The organism is Shewanella sp. NIFS-20-20 (genome assembly GCF_019209865.1).
GTDB lineage: Bacteria > Pseudomonadota > Gammaproteobacteria > Enterobacterales > Shewanellaceae > Shewanella.
The window spans coordinates 1-18,371 of the sequence record NZ_JAHUTT010000025.1 but is presented as its reverse complement, the minus strand read 5'-3'; the positions used below and the strand labels follow the sequence as shown (position 1 = coordinate 18,371).

Sequence of the window (18,371 nt, the reverse complement as noted above, 5' to 3'; positions counted from 1 at the left end):
GCTCCAACCACTGGCAAATTACCTGCCTTGGGCAAAAAAGCAGTGCCATTTACCATCTGAAATCATTATTCTATTTAGCAAAGTTGACTCTAGAAGCGATCTTATGATTATTAAACCTAAAATTCGTGGATTTATTTGTACCACCACTCACCCCCTTGGCTGTGAAGCCAACGTGTTAGAGCAGATCAATATCACTAAAGCCCAAGGCACCATCACCCATGGGCCTAAGCGAGTATTAGTGGTCGGATCTTCCAGTGGCTATGGCTTATCTTCTCGAATTGCAGCGGCGTTTGGCTCAGGTGCCGCCACCATTGGTGTCTTTTTCGAAAAGCCTGCCACGGAAAGCAAGCCAGGTACTGCCGGTTGGTACAACTCAGCAGCATTTGATAAATTTGCTAAAGCCGACGGCTTATATTCAAAGTCAGTCAATGGCGATGCCTTCAGTCATGAAGCTAAAGAAAAAGTCATTGAGCTAATCAAGGCTGATCTTGGTCAAATTGACATGGTCGTCTACTCTCTGGCATCACCGGTGCGTAAATTGCCTGATTCAGGTGAACTGGTGCGTTCATCATTAAAGCCGATTGGCGACACTTATAGCGCCACCGCCGTCGATACTAACAAGGATTGCATTATCCAAGCCTCTGTGGAACCGGCCAGTGAGCAAGAAATTGCGGACACTGTGACGGTTATGGGTGGCCAAGACTGGGAACTATGGATTAATGCCCTCAATGAAGCCGGTGTACTCGCCGACGGTTGTAAAACAGTGGCATATTCCTATATTGGCACCGAAATCACTTGGCCTATTTATTGGCATGGTGCGTTAGGCAAAGCCAAAATGGATTTAGACAGAGCGGCCCATGAGCTTAACGATAAACTCAGCAGTCACGGTGGCAGTGCCAACGTTGCGGTACTAAAAAGTGTGGTGACTCAAGCCAGTTCGGCGATCCCTGTGATGCCCTTATACATTGCCATGGTCTTTAAGAAGATGCGTGAGCAAGGTTTACACGAAGGCTGCATGGAACAAATTTTGCGCCTATTTCGCGATCGTTTATACCCAGATGATGGCACACTTGCAGAAACGGATTCAGAAAACCGCTTACGCTTAGATGATTGGGAACTGCGCGATGACATTCAGCAGCATTGCCAGCAATTATGGCCGCAAGTCACGACTGACAATTTAGCCGAATTGACTGACTATCGTGAATATAAAGCCGAATTCCTCAAGTTGTTCGGTTTTGGCATTGATGGCATCGATTATGACGCTGATGTCGATACTCTAGTAGAGTTTGACGTTATCAATCTCTAATAGATCACACTCTTAATTAAAAAGGCTATCCATGTGATAGCCTTTTATTTATGATGCGCTCGAAACAAATCATTGAATTAACTAAGGAATTATCAATGAAGATTAGCGCACGTAACAGCTTAAAAGGCACTGTAATTTCTATTTCTGAAGGTTCAGTCAACAATGAAGTGACGATTGAAGTCGCACCAAATGTTGTGATCACTTCTATCGTGACTAAGACTGCATGTGATGCATTAGGCTTAAAAGTCGGTGTTGAAGCATATGCCGTGGTTAAAGCCAGCAGTGTTATGGTTGCTGTTGATTAATCCGTTGATTTAATCAAAAAAAAGGTCAGCAATTGCTGACCTTTTTTATCGACTCAATCAATGACTCAGTTATTCTGCCACTGGATAGGTAATTTCTGCACCCTGCTTGAGGGTATCAACCAAACCAATGTAATCACTTTGACTCAGTGCCGAGGTTAAGCCTTCGCTTAAGCGCGCCAATAAATCTTCAGTAATGCCGGTCGCAGGATTAATCCCATCGAGAACCACGACAGCATAACCTTGAGCTAAGGCCACTGAATCCACCACGACGGCACCACTTGGGGCAGCCATTTGGAACGCTTTGGTCACAATCGTTGGATTAATATCTTGGGCAAAGCGGCCTAATTGCTCACGCGAGATAAGCTCAGCGTCGCTGTCACCATTTTTGATATTGGTCATTAAGGTTTGAGCACTTAACTTAGCCTGCTCAACCGCTTGTTCTTGCTGTAAACGCGCAATGATATCGGCTTTAACATCGCTAAACGGTGTCGTGCCTGCATTTTGGTGCTTGTTAATGCGTAATACAATCACATGGTTAGGCGCGATTTCAATCACATCTGAATTCAAACCTGACAGTAACACCTGCTCAGAGAATGCCGCCTTAACCACTTCAGGAGCATCTAAACCGGCCGGTGGATTCTGACGGCTAAATAGCGCGGTGTGTTGCACTTGACCATTAATGGCACTGGCTGCCTCAGTTAAGGTGTCTGGCACTTCATAAGACACGTCAGCAAGTTTTTGCTGTAATTGATAGAACTCATCCGTGGCTGCATCTTGTTGCAACTTCGCGACGATTTCAGCTTTAACTGCATCAAATGGTTCAACCTGGCCTGGTTGGATATCTAACAATTTAACGATCTGGTAGCCAAAGTTAGACTTAACCACTGGCGAAATCCCGCCTGTATCGCTAATCGCAAACAAGGCCGTATCAAACTCAGGATCCATTACCCCTTGTTCAAACCAATCTAATTGACCACCATTGGCCGCACTAAATTGATCATCTGACGCTTGCTTAGCAACATCAGCAAAATCAGCAAAATCAGCACCCGCCACTAACTCTTGATAAATGTCATTGGCTTTTTGCTCGGCATTGTCTTGATTCGCATCAATTAAGATATGCGCTGCCAAACGCTTCTCAGCCGTTTGATAGTCGTTATTATGCTCATCATAGTAGGTTTGCGCTTGGGCATCTGTCACCGGGATGGTTTGCGCCATATCCGACAAATCTAAATCAACATAATCCAAGCTTACGAGCTCAGGGCTGATAAATTGTGATTGGTTAGCATCATAGTAGCTCTTCGCTTGCTCATCGCTAATGGTTACATCAGCAATGAATGGCGTCGCATCGATGATTTGATAGCGAATATTACGGGTTTGACCTTGTAACTTAGCTAATTGCTCAGTTTCACCAGCCAGCACGAACTCACTGCCGACAACGGCGCGAACCAACTGGTTACGAGTCATGTCTTGACGCATCATGTCGCTAAACTGCACCGGTTGATAACCTAACTGACGCAAAATCGCTTGATAACGCTCATTGTCAAATTGACCGTTGGTTTGGAAAGCCGTTTCAGCCACGATAGCCTGCTTGATTTGCTCATCAGACACGCGTAAACCGAGCTTATCAGCCGCTTGATTCAATAACACGTCGCCGATCAGACGGTCTAATACCGACTGTTTTAAGCTGTTCATATAGTTGTCATCGGCAGACAAGGCCGCAAACATGTCACCCAGCTGTTGTTCCATGCGTGATTTTTCACTTTGGAAGGCTTGTTCTAGTTGTGCTTGGGTAATTTCTTGGCCATTTACTGTCGCAGCTGGCTCTTCAGTTGAAGTACCTAAATAGCTGCTGACTCCTGCAAATGCGAAAGACAGTATCACAAGTACCAAAATAGTTTTGGCAATGACCCCTTGTGAACCTTCGCGAATTTTTTCTAACATTATTGAACTCGCTTATTGGCGATAAAAAATAAAAAGGCGCATCCATTGCTGGTGCGCCTTTAATGTCTTTGCAACCTTGACCTTAGCCATGTCGCCGGCGCCGACTCGGTAGAATCACCACCTTTTAATTCGTAAAAAGCACTGCGATGCAGTGCTTCATTTTACGAGCCCTTAAAGGCCGTGCGCAATATTAGTTAACTGCGTCTTTCAGCGCTTTACCGGCTTTGAAAGCTGGAATGTTAGCCGCTGCAATCTTAATTTCTTGACCAGTTTGTGGGTTACGACCAGTGCGCTCAGCACGCTGGCGTACTTCAAAAGTACCAAAACCAACTAGAGAAATTTTATCGCCTTCTTTCAAACCTTCAGAAACTGCTTCAATGAAAGAATCCAGTGCACGGCCAGCAGCCGCCTTAGAAATATCAGCACCAGTAGCAATTTTCTCGATTAGTTCAGATTTGTTCATGTCATCCCCTTGAATGTAATTTTTTGCGCCGCATCCAAATCCCTCTCAAGAGCGGACTGCGGAGGCTTTTATAACAAGCTTATTCACAAAGTGCAAGCCCAATCAGAAAACCAAAAAATATTTGGAAGTTGCTAGAAGCCAGTCACCCCAAGGGCTAGGGGCAACCGACCCTCCACAAACTTAGGCTACCACAGGAATCGTGATTGTTAATCCCTTTTTTTCATTTTTTTAGTGCGTTAGCGCAATTTATTGCGTTTGGGCTACTTTTTTACCACTTCAAAGCCTTCAACTGGCCGTTCCAGCGCCAATTTTAGTACTTCGTCGACCCATCTGACCGGATGTATGCTCAAGTCAGCAATGACATTTTCTGGAATTTCTTCCAAATCACGTTCATTTTCTTTAGGGATCAACACGTGTTTAATGCCACCACGATGAGCCGCTAACAACTTTTCTTTTAAGCCACCGATAGGTAACACCTCACCACGTAAGGTAATTTCACCGGTCATGGCGACATCTGCCCGCACAGGATTACCGGTTAAGCTCGACACTAAAGCCGTACACATGGCAGCACCGGCTGACGGGCCGTCTTTAGGGGTCGCGCCTTCTGGCACATGGACGTGAATATCGCGTTTTTCATAAAAATCGCTATTGATACCCAGTTGTTCAGCACGGGCTCTGACCACTGTCATCGCTGCCTGAATCGATTCTTGCATCACATCGCCCAATGAGCCAGTAAAGAGCAATTTACCCTTACCTGCCACTGAGGTCGCCTCGATGGTTAACAAATCGCCTCCCACCTGTGTCCAGGCTAAGCCCGTGACTTGACCGATTTGATTTTTGCTTTCAGCTTTACCGTAATCGAAGCGCTGTACCCCTAAAAACTCTTTGAGGTTACCGCTGGTGACCGTCACTTGCTTAATGGCTTTATCCAGCAATATTTGTTTAACGACCTTACGGCAAATCTTCGACAGTTCGCGCTCAAGCGCACGGACACCCGCTTCACGGCTGTAATAGCGGATAACGTCCAGTAAGGCACTGTCATCAACCGTGATCTCATTGGGCTTTAGGCCATTGCGTTCAATTTGCTTAGGTAACAAGTGCTGTTTGGCAATATTAAGCTTTTCGTCCTCGGTGTAGCCAGACAAGCGGATCACTTCCATCCGATCGAGTAACGGGCCAGGAATATCCATCGAGTTAGAGGTCGCGACAAACATCACATCCGACAGGTCATAATCCACTTCAAGATAATGATCACTGAAAGTCGAGTTTTGCTCAGGATCTAACACTTCCAATAACGCAGAAGCGGGATCGCCGCGCATATCAGAACTCATTTTATCGATTTCATCCAGCAAGAATAATGGGTTTTTAACCCCGACTTTCGCCATCTTTTGAATGATCTTGCCCGGCATTGAACCAATATAGGTACGGCGATGACCACGAATTTCCGCTTCATCACGCACGCCACCTAAGGCAACGCGCACGTATTCGCGCCCTGTTGCCTTGGCGATAGACTGTCCAAGCGAGGTTTTACCCACACCCGGTGGGCCCACTAAACATAAGATAGGGCCTTTAAGCTGCTTCACTCGGCTTTGCACTGCTAAGTATTCTAGGATGCGTTCTTTGACTTTTTCTAAACCAAAGTGATCGGTATCGAGAATCGTTTGGGCCTTGCCTAAGTCTTTCTTGATGCGTGAACGTTGTTTCCAAGGGACTGACGTCATCCAATCCACATATGAGCGCACCACAGTGGCTTCGGCCGACATCGGTGACATCATTCTGAGTTTATTTAACTCAGCATGCGCCTTGTCTTTGGCATCTTTTGGCATGCCCGCGTCATCAATTTTCTTGGTGAGAACATCAAATTCGTCCCCCCCCTCGTCCAGATCGCCTAATTCTTTTTGAATGGCTTTCATCTGTTCGTTGAGGTAGTACTCACGCTGGCTCTTTTCCATCTGTTTTTTGACCCGAGAGCGGATTCGTTTCTCGACCTGTAACAAGTCGATTTCCGCTTCCATCATGGCCATCAAATACTCTAAGCGCTCAGCAATATTGATCATTTCCAGAACCGACTGCTTATCTGCCAGCTTCAGTGGCATGTGCGCTGCCATGGTATCAGCCAAGCGTGCTGCTTCATCAATGCCAGATAAGGAGGTCAGGACTTCTGGAGGGATTTTTTTATTCAGCTTGATATAGCCTTCAAATTGACCCAAGGCGCTACGGACTAAGACTTCTTCTTCTTTATCCTGCATTTGGTCAGATTCAAGGTATTCGGCCTTGGCGACAAAAAACTCATCTTCTTGAGTGAAGCGAGTGATACGAGCACGACGCCCGCCTTCGACTAATACTTTAACGGTTCCATCCGGCAATTTCAGTAATTGCAAAATTGAAGCAACCGTACCTACATCGTAAATATCTTCTACGCTTGGCTCGTCTAGATCGGCATCGCGCTGGGCTACCAGAATAATTTGTTTATCCTGCTCCATGGCCGTTTCCAGGCAGCGGATAGATTTCTCTCTGCCGACAAATAACGGAATTACCATATGAGGATAAACCACTACATCACGTAGGGGCAGCACGGGGAGTTCGATTTGCGTTTCACGCTCTATTGTCATAGCTCGATTCCGTTTTTTTAGTTGCATTATTACCGAGTATATTGGGGCAATCGGCACTGTTTCAATGGACAATACGAAAAAAAGGAGCCCTAAGGCTCCTTTATTTTTCGATTTGATTACAAGTGCTTAATTATTGCTCACCAGAAGCAGCTTGTGATTCCGTATTTTCATACATCAAAATCGGGGCTGATTCACCCTTAACCACAGACTCATCAACCACGGCTTTAACTACCCCTTCAGCTGATGGCAAGTCATACATGGTATCGAGCAAGATGCTTTCAACAATCGAGCGCAAACCACGAGCACCGGTCTTACGAGTCATGGCTTTATGAGCAATGGCACGCAGTGCATCTTCGCGGAATTCAAGTTCGACATTTTCCATCTCGAACAAAGCACCATACTGTTTGGTCAGCGCATTTTTAGGTTCAGACAAAATCTGCACTAATGCACTTTCATCGAGCTCTTCAAGCGTAGCTAACACTGGCAGACGACCAATGAACTCAGGAATTAACCCAAACTTCACTAAATCTTCAGGCTCCACCTGGCTCAGCATTTGCGACATGGTCGCTTTATCGCTTTCACCTTTAACTTCCGCACCAAAACCTATGCCAGAGCCTTTATGTGAGCGCTGCTCAATCACTTTCTCAAGGCCGGCAAACGCACCACCACACACGAACAAGATCTTAGAGGTATCTACCTGCAAGAACTCTTGTTGCGGGTGTTTACGCCCCCCTTGAGGCGGCACGGCGGCCACGGTGCCTTCAATCAGTTTTAACAATGCCTGCTGCACACCCTCACCGGAAACATCACGAGTAATGGAAGGGTTGTCAGACTTTCGACTGATTTTATCAATTTCGTCGATATAAACGATGCCACGCTGTGCTTTTTCCACATCGTAGTCGCACTTTTGTAGCAATTTCTGAATGATGTTTTCAACATCTTCACCCACATAACCGGCTTCGGTTAAGGTGGTGGCATCGGCCATAGTGAATGGCACATTCAAGAAACGCGCTAAGGTTTCGGCCAGTAAGGTTTTACCGCTACCCGTAGGGCCAATCAGCAAAATATTACTCTTACCTAACTCAACTCCGTCTTTCGGGCTGGCATTTTTCAACCGCTTATAGTGGTTGTATACCGCCACTGACAACACCTTTTTGGCTTTATCTTGGCCGATGACATAATCATCTAAATGTGCCCGTAACTCGTGGGGAGTGGGTAATTTTTCTTGATCTCGCTTTGGAGATATCTCTTTTATTTCTTCACGAATAATGTCGTTGCATAACTCAACACACTCATCGCAAACATAGACGGAAGGACCAGCAATTAATTTACGTACTTCATGCTGACTTTTTCCACAAAAAGAGCAATACAGCAGTTTGCCGCCGTCACCGTTACTCTTATTATCGCCCATTCTACTACCTCATCTGCAGCTTGCTCTACTGCCTAGATTCACCATTGCTTCACTCTGAGCATAGCCCAGATAGGCAAAGATCAGCCACGTTTAGTTAACACGGAATCAACCAGACCATACTCCATTGCCTGAGTTGCACTCATGAAGTTGTCACGATCCGTGTCACGCTCAATCACTTCCAGAGGTTGACCGGTATGATCAGCCAGCATTTGATTGAGCTTATTCTTGATCCCCAAAATTTCCTGAGCGTGAATAGCGATATCCGACGCTTGTCCTTGGAAACCGCCCAGCGGTTGATGGATCATTACCCGTGAATTTGGTAAACAATGGCGCTTGCCAGGAGCACCACCTGCTAATAAAAATGCGCCCATACTGGCCGCTTGGCCAATACATACTGTGCTGACATTAGGCTTAATGAATTGCATGGTGTCATAAATCGCCATACCTGCCGTCACAGATCCCCCTGGCGAGTTGATATACAAGTGAATATCTTTCTCAGGATTTTCTGATTCAAGGAACAGTAATTGAGCCACAATCAAATTTGCCATGTGCTCTTCGACTTGGCCGACAAGAAAAATCACACGCTCTTTCAATAAGCGAGAATAAATATCATAAGAGCGTTCACCTTTAGCCGTTTGCTCAACAACCATAGGTACGAGTGCATTTTGTACTGATCCCAGCTCATTAACCATTATTTGTTTCCCTAAAATAAAAAATGGCTCGCATGAGGAGCCCCATACGAACCATTATAAATGGCTAAGTGCCAAACAAGTCAAGTTTCGCTTATGCGCGAGCACCGGCCTTGTTCATAAATTCTTCGAATTCAACTGCTTTTTCAGTAACTTTAGCGCCAGCCAGCAAGGTTTCTACTGCTTGTTCTTCTAAAGCAACATTGCGCATGTTTTGCATCAGCTCTTGATTGTTATTGTAATAAGCAATCACTTCGCTTGGATCTTCATAGGCAGAAGCCATTGATTCGATCAACGCTAATACGCGAGTCTCGTCAGCTTTCAGTTCGTTAGTTTTGATCACTTCACCTAACAGCAGGCCAACTTTAACGCGACGCTCAGCTTGCTCAGTGAACAAATCCGCTGGTAATTCTGGCATGTTAGCCGCTTGGCCACCGAAACGCTGCATGGCTTGCTGACGCAATACGTCAACTTCACCGTCAACTAACGCTTTTGGCAGGCTCAGTTCGTTGTTAGCCAACAAACCTTCAATCACTTGCTGCTTAACGTTAGCTTTCAGCGCTTGTTCCAGTTCACGGACCATGTTCTTGCGGATTTCAGCATCTAACGCTGCTACGCCGCCTTCAGTGATACCAAACAGACCAGCGAACTCATCAGTCACCTCTGGCAGAGACGCAGAGCGAACTTCTTTCAGAGTGATAGCGAACTTAGCCGCTTTACCTTTCAAGTTTTCAGCGTGGTAATCTTCTGGGAAAGTCACTTCGATATCGAATTGCTCACCCGCTTTATGGCCTAATACACCGGCTTCGAAACCTGGGATCATGCGGTTGCTGCCTAATTCCAGCTCGAAAGCTTCAGCTTTGCCGCCATCAAATTCTTCGCCATCGATGCTACCAACGAAATCGATAATCGCTTTGTCGCCATCAGTCGCTTCGCGCTCTACTGCGTCAAATGTCGCGTGTTGCTTACGCAGAGTTTCGATCATGGTCGCTACGTTAGCGTCAGTCACTTCAGCCGTTGGCTTTTCAACTTCAATGGCATCTAAACCAGTCAAAGTCACTTCTGGGTATACTTCAAAAGTGGCAACGAATTCAAACTTTTCAGCATCGGATTGACCTGGTACGAAAGTCGGGGCACCGGCTGGGTTCAACTTCTCAGCAATGATGGCTTCGATGAAGTTGCGTTGCATGATTTCACCAGTCACTTCCTGGCGGATCGCAGCGCCATAACGCTTGTTGATCACGCTAGCAGGTACTTTACCTGGACGGAAGCCTGGCAGACGTGCGCGCTTGGCTTCACGTTGCAGGTTATCTTTAACCAGCTTTTCAATTTGTTCAGCCGGTACACTAATAGTCAGGCGACGCTCTAAGCCTTGAGTTGTTTCAACAGAAACTTGCATTGTATTACCTCGAAATATGTCTAACGTCCTTTGTAATAGTCGAGAAATCAACTATTCAGGTATTCGTTTCTTGATTTAATTAACGCTTGAATGCCTATCGTATTTGATTTTTGGCACTGGTCGCTCGGAGTTGATACTGATCAAGACGCGACATTATAGCCAGCGTTTTTTAATGAGTCGAGGGGCAATTCCCTGCAATTGGCCATAAAAAAAGCGACCAGAGGTCGCTTTTTTTAATTTTATAATGGGGTGACTGATGGGGCTCGAACCCACGACAACCGGAATCACAATCCGGGACTCTACCAACTGAGCTACAATCACCATAATTTTGGTACGCCCGGCAGGATTCGAACCTGCGACCATCCGCTTAGAAGGCGGATGCTCTATCCAACTGAGCTACGGGCGCATGGTTAACAGTAAAAACTGTTTCCTAACGGGTTTGACTTAATGCGTTAGCATCACGTCTAAAGTGGTCGGTGATAGAGGATTCGAACCTCTGACCCTCTGCTCCCAAAGCAGATGCGCTACCGGGCTGCGCTAATCACCGATTTTCTCAAGAAATCATCTAAAGAGCCTAACTCTTTCATCGTTAGCTTGCGTATAATTACGCCTTCTAACTATCGATTTATTTCTTTAGTGGCTGACTCACCACTGGAGAACGGAGCGCATATTAACGATTGCCCCAGATGGCGTCAACCCCTTTTTTATTGCAACTATCTTGCATGCTGAAATATAAACCAATCGGTGTGTTTTTGCAGCATTTCCTATCAATACATTGATTTAAAGTTAAAACACAGCGTTCATTAGTCTTTTATGACACAGGTAACACAGGCTGCTAGAATAGCGGCGAATATCACTGTCACGCCATGAGGACATGCACCACCATGACAGCCCAAATCATCGATGGGAAAGTTATTTCACAATCTATACGTCATCGGCTCGCCCTTGCTGTTGAGGCTCGAGTTGCTCAAGGTAAACGCCCGCCGGGGCTCGCGGTGATCTTAGTGGGTGCCGATCCGGCCTCGCAAGTGTATGTTGGCAGTAAGCGTAAAGCGTGTGAGGAAGTGGGATTTGCTTCTTATTCCTATGATCTGCCGGCCGAGACCACCGAAGACGCATTGCTGGCCTTGATTGACCAGTGTAATGCCGACCCTAAGATCGATGGTATTTTGGTGCAACTCCCCTTACCCGCCCATATCAGTGATGCTTTGGTGATCGAGCGTATCCAGCCGGATAAAGATGTCGATGGCTTTCACCCATACAATGTTGGCCGCTTAGCGCAGCGCATTCCCGTGCTGCGCCCATGCACCCCAAAAGGGATTATGACCTTAATTGAATCGACAGGGGTCGATACCTATGGTCTCGATGCGGTGATTGTTGGCGCATCGAATATTGTGGGTAGACCAATGACGCTTGAGCTATTACTGGCCGGTTGCACCACCACCACTTGTCATCGTTTCACTAAAGATCTCGAACAAAAAGTCCGCCAAGCGGATTTAGTGGTGGTTGCTGTAGGAAAACCGCATTTTATTCCCGGTGATTGGATTAAGCCTGGCGCCATTGTGATTGATGTCGGTATTAATCGCCTAGAGTCAGGTAAATTAGTTGGCGATGTCGACTTTGAGGTGGCCGCTTCACATGCGCAGTTTATTACCCCAGTGCCTGGCGGCGTGGGGCCGATGACCATTGCTAGTCTGTTGGAAAACACCTTATATGCTGCCGAGCAGTATCACGACAATGAGCCGCAGTAGTCTGCGCTGTCGTGCTAAAAAAAACGCCAGCAATCGCTGGCGTTTTTAATGGCTTAACGTCTACATGGATTACTTTTTGCGCCAAGTGGTGCCGTTAGGACCATCTTCAAGCACAACACCTAAGGCATTTAAACGATCGCGTGCGACATCGGCAGCCGCCCAGTCTTTTTCGGTACGGGCGCGGTTACGCTCTACGATTAACGCTTCGATTTCAGCGACTTCATCATCAGAGCCTTCGCCTTTGAAGAAACTGCTCGCATCTTGACTCATAATACCTAGCACATCGGCCAGTTGCTTCATGGCAACACCCAGCGCCGACGCCTTAGCGATATCTTCGAGCTTAAGACGGTTAATCTCACGCACCATATCAAACAGCACTGAATAGGCTTCAGGGGTATTAAAGTCATCGTCCATGGCCGCGGTAAAGCGGGCAACATAGTCAGTCGCCGGCGCGGCCGCGACTGTCATGTCTAACTCATTTAGAGAGGTATACAGACGTTCTAACGCGGCTCTGGCTTGTTTTAAATTATCTTCCGAGTAATTTAATTGGCTACGATAATGACCTGACAATAAGAAATAACGCACCGTTTGCGCATCATAATGTGACAAGACATCACGGATAGTGAAGAAGTTGCCTAAGGATTTAGACATTTTTTCTCTATCCACCATCACCATGCCGGTATGCATCCAGTAATTAACATACGGCGTGTCATGAGCACAGCAAGATTGGGCAATTTCATTTTCATGATGCGGGAATTGCAAATCGCTACCGCCGCCATGGATATCAAAATGTAAGCCTAAGTGCTTGCTGTTCATCGCTGAACATTCGATGTGCCAACCAGGACGTCCCGGCCCCCAAGGTGATTCCCAAGTCGGCTCACCCGGCTTGGACATTTTCCACAGCACAAAGTCCATTGGGTTATGTTTATGCTCATCAACTTCAACCCGGGCACCCGCTTGTAATTGTTCTAGATCCTGCCCCGATAAACGACCGTATTCAGGGAACGACGGTACGCTAAACAGTACATCTCCATTGTCAGCAACATAAGCATGTTTGCGGGCAATGAGGCGCTCGACCATGTCGATGATTTCGGCAATATGCAAGGTGGCCCGAGGTTCAAAATCAGGACGGATCATGTTTAATGAATCAAAATCTTGATGCATTTCACCGATTAAGCGCTCGGTTAATGATTCGCAACTTTCATTATTTTCGTTGGCGCGTTTGATAATTTTGTCATCGACATCGGTAATATTACGCTGAAAATTAACTTCATAGCCTTTGTAGCGTAGATAGCGAACTATCATATCGAATGAAACAAAAGTTCGCCCATGACCGATATGACATAAATCATAAATGGTCACCCCGCACACATACATCCCAACTTTACCTGGCACTATGGGTTTAAATTCTTGTTTTTGGCGGGTAATACTGTTGTATATCTGCAACATCGGCATTCTCTTCAAAGATATGATTAAAATATAAAATCGACATTTGAGTTTACCATGGTAACGATAAGATTGAACACTGCACTTTATGCACTCTGGCTTATAAGTTAGAATCCGCCCACATTTACATAAAGGTCTTAAGAAGATGATTACATTACATACAAACCATGGCGACATCAGTATCAAACTGGATTTTGACAATGCTCCAGTCACGGCTGAGAATTTTGCTCAGTATGCCAAAGACGGCTTTTATGATGGCACTATTTTTCATCGCGTCATCGATGGTTTCATGATCCAAGGCGGTGGTTTTGATGCCAGCATGCAGCAAAAAACCACCCGCGCGGCCATCAAAAACGAAGCGAACAATGGCTTATCCAATAAAGTTGGCACCTTAGCCATGGCGCGTACCTCTGATCCTCATTCAGCTACCGGTCAGTTCTTTATTAATATCAACAACAACACCTTCTTGGATTTCACTAAAGAAACCACTCAAGGTTGGGGTTACTGTGTATTTGGTGAAGTGGTTGACGGGATGGACGTTGTCAATGCTATTAAAGGCGTTAGCACCGGTAACAAGGGCATGCACCAAGATGTGCCGTTAGAGCCTGTGGTTATTGAAAGCGTGACCATCAGCGAATAAGCCGAGCTGATGCGCACACTTTTTATAGGCGATCTGCACTTAAGTGCAGATCGGCCTGATATTACCCACGCCTTTAGCCAATTTCTGCTGGCCATTCCCACAGATACCGACGCCTTATATATCATTGGTGATTTGTTTGAAGTGTGGGTTGGCGATGACATTGCCGAACCATTTGCACTGGACTTAGCCGAACAATTGCTGCAGCTCTCACAGCGACTGCCCATTTATTATATCCATGGCAATCGCGATTTTATGCTCGGTAAAGCGTTTGCCAAGCGTGCCGGTTTAACCTTATTGCCCCAACATTACGCCACCACCATTTATGGCAAAACTTGCTTGATCTTACATGGTGACAGTTTGTGTACCCTCGACCTTGCTTACCAACGCTTTAGACGGTTTCGTAACATCCGCTTGTTTCGCTGGCTATATGGCCAATTACCCCGAAGCAAACGCTTAGCCATTGCCGCCAACATTCGCGCCAAAAGCCAGCAAGGCAATAGCAAAAAAAGCATGCAAATCATGGATGTAGAACCAGCATCGGTCGACAGCTTAATGGCACAATACCAGAGTGAATGGATGATCCATGGTCATACTCATCGACCTGCAATTCATTCATTAGCCCATGGTAAACAGCGCTTAGTCGTTGGTGACTGGTATCATCAAACCAGCGTGCTAACCCTCACCCCACAAGGTGCGAGCTTAAGCCAACTGCCCTTATCGTCACAGCCAGTAATTGATTGATTAATTGAGAGAACTGCTTGCCTAGAGGGATTCAATCATGGCGCTGATTGCTCAACTAGGCATGCCACTGTGAAATTTAAAATCGTCGTCGTAAGAGAGTATTAACTGCGCCTCTTTTTCACCAAAATATCGCACCCGCTCGCTAATATCATACGGGGCAATGGCCTCGGCCAAGCTTAAGTAGTCTTGATAATGACGCGCCTCAGAACGCAACAGCGAGACATAAAATTCTCCAAGGCGGGGATCGACATGGGGTGCTAGCGTGGCAAAGCGCTCGCACGATCGCGCCTCGATATACGCGCCGCAAATCAGCTTATCGACTAAGGTATGAGGTTCGTGGGTGATCACCTGAGTCAATAAGCCTTTAGCATAACGGCCCGAGCTGATATTTTCATAAGGCACATTAAATTCATACATTATTTCAAGCACTTGATAAAAATGGTGTAGTTCCTCTTTGATGAGCAATACCATTTTATTAATCAACTCTTGGCCATAAGGCGTACCGGACTTTGGGATCATGCCTTTCGAAATATGATTGGCCGCCGCCAACGCGCGCCAATCCCCTTGTTGGCGATAGGCAAAGTCTTCATAGGGTTTCAGCCAAGCCAGCAAGGCATCGCCACTGGCCTTATCGACCGCATACTTACGGATAAGATACATGGCACTTTGAGCCGCTTTGAGCTCGCAAATAAGATGATCGAGTAAAATAACCTTTAAATGCTCAGGCCTGCGCGCCTCATCAAGCCAAGCCTTGGGGGTTTGGCAGTGTAAAAAACCCAGAATCGGGGCCAGTAACGTATCCATATCACTTAGAAACTTACCTCTGAATGCTCTACATATTATCACAACCACGACGACAGAGATCACACGACTCTGCCTTTAGACGCAAACAGAATATCTACCACGAAATAACGGCATATACAGGGTTAAGTATCAGAAATTAGCGCTAAATATGATAGAGCTCTTGACCTTATCACTGAGATGCGCAATAAATAATCAGAAGGTAGTATCACTTTCGTCAGTTGTTCGGCGAATGCTTTGGGGCAACATGAGGGCGTTTGAATATGATATTAGATCACTTAAAAGGACTCTACACTCATCCAAAAGAAGAGTGGCACAACATTGATGATCGGCATGACTCCATCGTCGGCAGTTTAGGCCATATCTTTTTAGTCGCGCTCATTCCCGCCATTTGCTCCTACTTTGCCAATGCTCATATTGGCTGGGATCTTGGCGTGGGCGACAAATTATTCTTAACCAATGAAAGCGCCATCTTTATGTCTATTGCCACCTATTTTGGCTTAATTGGTGGGGTGTTTGGCTTGGCCTATTTGATTTTTTGGATGGCAAAAACATTCGATTCAACGCCGACTTATACTCAATCGTTTGAGTTAGCTGTGTATACCGCCACGCCGTTATTTATGGTCGGGTTTGGTGCGCTCTACCCGGTGATTTGGGTGATGATGCTGGTCGGCCTAGTCGGCTTAACCTACTCGGTTTACTTACTGTATACCGGCGTGCCTATCATGATGCACATCCCTGAAGAAAAAGGGTTTATTTATGCCAGTTCCGTGGTGACTGCTGGGCTAGTGTTATTGGTTGCTCTGATGGCTGGCAGCGTCATTATTTGGAGTTTTGGTTTCGGCCCTGCGTATGTGTAATGCCAAAGCTGAATAGGTTCTATCAAGTATAAAAAAAGGCCACATCGTGTGGCCTTTTTCATCTAACTAACGTTAGCGGTCAGCTCAAGCAAAGGTATCGCGCAGCGCAACAGTCAAGTTGAACACTAAGTGCTCTGGGCTTGAATCTTTATTATCGGCGCAGAAATACCCTTCACGTTCAAACTGATAGGCTTGCTCCGGTGCGGCTGACGCTAAAGGTGCTTCGACCATGCCGTGACGCACAACCAGCGACTCTGGGTTGAGTACTTCATCTACCGTTTCAGCAGCAGCTGGGTTAGCATCGTTAAATAATCGGCTATATAAACGGAACTCCGCAGGTACAGCGGTGCTCGCCTCAACCCAATGGATCACCCCTTTTACTTTACGGCCATCACTTGGGTTTTTACCTAAGGTTTCTGGGTCATAACTACAGTAAATGGTGGTAACATTGCCAGCTTCGTCTTTGTCGCAACGCTCAGCCTTAATCACGTAGGCATTGCGTAAACGCACTTCTTTACCCAGAACCAGTCGCTTAAATTGCTTATTGGCTTCTTCACGGAAATCTTCAGCATCGATGAAAATTTCACGCCCGAAAGCTAATGTACGCTCCCCCATCTCTGGCACGTTAGGGTGCATTGGCGCTTTAATCAGCTCATTATCGCCATGATAGTTTTCAATAATGACTTTGACAGGTTTGATGACCGCCATGGCACGCGGGGCATGTTCGTTGAGTTCTTCACGAATACACGCATCGAGCATACCGACTTCAATCAGGTTCTCTTGCTTAGTCACACCAATGCGCTTACAGAACTCACGAATAGACGCTGGGGTATAGCCACGACGGCGCAAACCGGCAATGGTTGGCATCCTTGGATCATCCCAGCCCGTCACTATTTCGCGTACCACTAAATCGTTAAGCTTGCGCTTAGACATTAAGGTGTACTCGAGATTAAGGCGCGAAAACTCATACTGACGGGTACGATTTGGCAGCTGAAAATCATTGAGATTATCGAGCACCCAATCATACAAACGACGGTTGTCTTGGAATTCAAGCGTACATAGTGAATGGCTGATATTTTCCAGCGCATCCGAAATACAGTGGGTAAAATCGTACATTGGGTAAATGCACCATTTATCACCGGTTTGGTGATGGTGAGCAAATTTCACCCGATAAATCACTGGATCGCGCATACACATGAATGGCGAGGCCATATCAATCTTGGCACGCAGTACACACTCACCTTCTTGGCATTCACCCTTGCGCATTTTGGCAAACAGGGCCAAGTTTTTTGCAATCGTGGTATCACGATAAGGGCTATCTTTACCCGGCTCTTTTAAGGAGCCACGATACTCACGGGTCTGCTCTGGGCTCATAAAACAAACATAAGCCAAGCCTTTTTCGATTAATTCTACCGCGTAATCATGCAGCTTATCGAAATAATCAGACGAGTAATGAATGTCACCAGACCATTGAAAACCAAGCCATTGCACGTCCTGCTGGATAGAGTTGACATAATCAATATTCTCTTTCTCAGGATTGGTATCATCAAAGCGCAGATTACATTCACCCTGATAATCTTGAGCAATACCAAAGTTCAGGCAAATAGACTTTGCATGACCGATATGCAGATAACCATTAGGCTCTGGCGGAAAGCGAGTATGAACCTGGGTGTGTTTGCCGCTCTTTAAATCTTCATCGATGATATTACGAATGAAGTTACTTGGGCGCGCTTCGTTGTCCACGTGACTCATGGAATTCCTCTTTACAGCAGTGGCAATTTATCTAATGACAGTAATGATCCTACAGATCAAGCTTCAGCACAATGCCCAGACAAAAAAACTCTGGCGAACTCAGAACAAAAACAAAAAAGCAGCCCTGCGGCTAATGCCGATCAGTTAAGACAGATCGCTTGACGATCTCACTGAAAGGATCAAAATCCGATGACCCCTTGTCATCGGATTTTTTTATGCAACTTTCAGAAGCTTTGGCGCGTACTCATATCAAT

The 18,371-nt window shown here is 46.1% G+C and carries 15 protein-coding genes and 3 tRNA genes; 6 read left to right on the top strand and 12 right to left on the bottom strand.

Annotation, left to right across the window (positions count from 1 at the left end; translation table 11 throughout):
* The first annotated feature begins 103 nt into the window (after positions 1 to 103).
* Together fabV and KU855_RS09715 are read left to right on the top strand one after the other, a co-directional pair.
* Positions 104 to 1,306 (top strand): enoyl-ACP reductase FabV, encoded by a 1,203-nt coding sequence (gene fabV / locus KU855_RS09720; protein WP_218530095.1) that lies wholly within the window; start codon positions 104 to 106, stop codon positions 1,304 to 1,306.
* A 95-nt stretch (positions 1,307 to 1,401) separates the two neighbouring features.
* Complete coding sequence (locus tag KU855_RS09715) at positions 1,402 to 1,611, top strand: molybdopterin-binding protein (protein WP_218530094.1); 210 nt, start codon at positions 1,402 to 1,404, stop codon at positions 1,609 to 1,611.
* A gap of 69 nt (positions 1,612 to 1,680) precedes the next feature.
* On the opposite strand, the gene KU855_RS09710 is transcribed toward KU855_RS09715, so the two are convergent.
* From KU855_RS09710 to KU855_RS09670, 9 genes are all read right to left on the bottom strand, one after another.
* Positions 1,681 to 3,552, bottom strand: coding sequence for a SurA N-terminal domain-containing protein (locus tag KU855_RS09710; protein ID WP_218530093.1), 1,872 nt, complete (start codon positions 3,550 to 3,552; stop codon positions 1,681 to 1,683).
* Between the two features lie 190 nt (positions 3,553 to 3,742).
* A complete protein-coding gene (locus KU855_RS09705; RefSeq protein ID WP_140932190.1) occupies positions 3,743 to 4,015 on the bottom strand; it encodes an HU family DNA-binding protein in 273 nt (90 codons plus the stop codon).
* Between the two features lie 260 nt (positions 4,016 to 4,275).
* Positions 4,276 to 6,627: an endopeptidase La gene (gene lon / locus KU855_RS09700; protein WP_218530092.1), complete on the bottom strand. Its 2,352-nt coding sequence runs from the start codon at positions 6,625 to 6,627 to the stop codon at positions 4,276 to 4,278.
* Between the two features lie 130 nt (positions 6,628 to 6,757).
* The gene (gene clpX, locus KU855_RS09695; RefSeq protein ID WP_218530091.1) at positions 6,758 to 8,038 is read right to left on the bottom strand and encodes an ATP-dependent protease ATP-binding subunit ClpX; all 1,281 of its coding nucleotides are present in this window, start codon (positions 8,036 to 8,038) and stop codon (positions 6,758 to 6,760) included.
* A gap of 80 nt (positions 8,039 to 8,118) precedes the next feature.
* Positions 8,119 to 8,730 carry an ATP-dependent Clp endopeptidase proteolytic subunit ClpP gene (clpP, locus tag KU855_RS09690; RefSeq protein WP_218530090.1) on the bottom strand — a complete coding sequence of 204 codons (612 nt, stop codon included), beginning with the start codon at positions 8,728 to 8,730 and terminating at the stop codon, positions 8,119 to 8,121.
* Between the two features lie 91 nt (positions 8,731 to 8,821).
* The gene (tig, locus tag KU855_RS09685) at positions 8,822 to 10,126 is read right to left on the bottom strand and encodes a trigger factor (RefSeq protein ID WP_218530089.1); all 1,305 of its coding nucleotides are present in this window, start codon (positions 10,124 to 10,126) and stop codon (positions 8,822 to 8,824) included.
* Between the two features lie 245 nt (positions 10,127 to 10,371).
* Positions 10,372 to 10,447: transfer RNA gene (locus KU855_RS09680), tRNA-His, on the bottom strand.
* A gap of 8 nt (positions 10,448 to 10,455) precedes the next feature.
* Positions 10,456 to 10,532 (bottom strand) — tRNA-Arg (locus KU855_RS09675).
* Positions 10,533 to 10,596: 64 nt separating this feature from the next.
* Positions 10,597 to 10,673, bottom strand: a tRNA-Pro gene (locus KU855_RS09670).
* Positions 10,674 to 11,010: 337 nt separating this feature from the next.
* On the opposite strand from KU855_RS09670, the gene folD reads away from it, so the two are divergent.
* Positions 11,011 to 11,877, top strand: a complete 867-nt coding sequence (gene folD / locus KU855_RS09665) for a bifunctional methylenetetrahydrofolate dehydrogenase/methenyltetrahydrofolate cyclohydrolase FolD (protein WP_218530088.1) — start codon at positions 11,011 to 11,013, stop codon at positions 11,875 to 11,877.
* Between the two features lie 69 nt (positions 11,878 to 11,946).
* Here the strand turns inward: folD and cysS are convergent, their stop codons facing one another.
* On the bottom strand, positions 11,947 to 13,326 hold the full coding sequence (cysS, locus tag KU855_RS09660) for a cysteine--tRNA ligase (protein ID WP_218530087.1): 1,380 nt from the start codon (positions 13,324 to 13,326) through the stop codon (positions 11,947 to 11,949).
* Between the two features lie 142 nt (positions 13,327 to 13,468).
* Here cysS and KU855_RS09655 point away from each other — a divergent pair, with 142 nt between their 5' ends.
* A complete protein-coding gene (locus tag KU855_RS09655) occupies positions 13,469 to 13,963 on the top strand; it encodes a peptidylprolyl isomerase (protein WP_218530086.1) in 495 nt (164 codons plus the stop codon).
* Between the two features lie 9 nt (positions 13,964 to 13,972).
* Entirely contained in the window at positions 13,973 to 14,704 is a 732-nt protein-coding gene (locus KU855_RS09650) for a UDP-2,3-diacylglucosamine diphosphatase (protein ID WP_218530085.1), read from the top strand.
* Positions 14,705 to 14,755: 51 nt separating this feature from the next.
* On the opposite strand, the gene miaE is transcribed toward KU855_RS09650, so the two are convergent.
* On the bottom strand, positions 14,756 to 15,508 hold the full coding sequence (gene miaE / locus KU855_RS09645; protein ID WP_218530084.1) for a tRNA isopentenyl-2-thiomethyl-A-37 hydroxylase MiaE: 753 nt from the start codon (positions 15,506 to 15,508) through the stop codon (positions 14,756 to 14,758).
* Between the two features lie 260 nt (positions 15,509 to 15,768).
* On the opposite strand from miaE, the gene KU855_RS09640 reads away from it, so the two are divergent.
* A complete protein-coding gene (locus KU855_RS09640) occupies positions 15,769 to 16,365 on the top strand; it encodes a Yip1 family protein (protein WP_218530083.1) in 597 nt (198 codons plus the stop codon).
* Between the two features lie 84 nt (positions 16,366 to 16,449).
* Here KU855_RS09640 and glnS read toward each other — a convergent pair whose 3' ends face one another.
* The gene (glnS, locus tag KU855_RS09635) at positions 16,450 to 18,117 is read right to left on the bottom strand and encodes a glutamine--tRNA ligase (RefSeq protein WP_218530082.1); all 1,668 of its coding nucleotides are present in this window, start codon (positions 18,115 to 18,117) and stop codon (positions 16,450 to 16,452) included.
* Between the last annotated feature and the right edge of the window lie 254 nt (positions 18,118 to 18,371).

Coding starts and splice junctions, on each gene's coding strand:
- clpP (WP_218530090.1), bottom strand. CDS start 8,730: ATGGTTAATGAGCTGGGATCAGTACAAAATGCACTCGTACCTATGGTT.
- clpX (WP_218530091.1), bottom strand. CDS start 8,038: ATGGGCGATAATAAGAGTAACGGTGACGGCGGCAAACTGCTGTATTGC.
- KU855_RS09705 (WP_140932190.1), bottom strand. CDS start 4,015: ATGAACAAATCTGAACTAATCGAGAAAATTGCTACTGGTGCTGATATT.
- tig (WP_218530089.1), bottom strand. CDS start 10,126: ATGCAAGTTTCTGTTGAAACAACTCAAGGCTTAGAGCGTCGCCTGACT.
- fabV (WP_218530095.1), top strand. CDS start 104: ATGATTATTAAACCTAAAATTCGTGGATTTATTTGTACCACCACTCAC.
- glnS (WP_218530082.1), bottom strand. CDS start 18,117: ATGAGTCACGTGGACAACGAAGCGCGCCCAAGTAACTTCATTCGTAAT.
- KU855_RS09655 (WP_218530086.1), top strand. CDS start 13,469: ATGATTACATTACATACAAACCATGGCGACATCAGTATCAAACTGGAT.
- KU855_RS09640 (WP_218530083.1), top strand. CDS start 15,769: ATGATATTAGATCACTTAAAAGGACTCTACACTCATCCAAAAGAAGAG.
- KU855_RS09710 (WP_218530093.1), bottom strand. CDS start 3,552: ATGTTAGAAAAAATTCGCGAAGGTTCACAAGGGGTCATTGCCAAAACT.
- folD (WP_218530088.1), top strand. CDS start 11,011: ATGACAGCCCAAATCATCGATGGGAAAGTTATTTCACAATCTATACGT.
- cysS (WP_218530087.1), bottom strand. CDS start 13,326: ATGTTGCAGATATACAACAGTATTACCCGCCAAAAACAAGAATTTAAA.
- lon (WP_218530092.1), bottom strand. CDS start 6,627: ATGACAATAGAGCGTGAAACGCAAATCGAACTCCCCGTGCTGCCCCTA.
- KU855_RS09650 (WP_218530085.1), top strand. CDS start 13,973: ATGCGCACACTTTTTATAGGCGATCTGCACTTAAGTGCAGATCGGCCT.
- KU855_RS09715 (WP_218530094.1), top strand. CDS start 1,402: ATGAAGATTAGCGCACGTAACAGCTTAAAAGGCACTGTAATTTCTATT.
- miaE (WP_218530084.1), bottom strand. CDS start 15,508: ATGGATACGTTACTGGCCCCGATTCTGGGTTTTTTACACTGCCAAACC.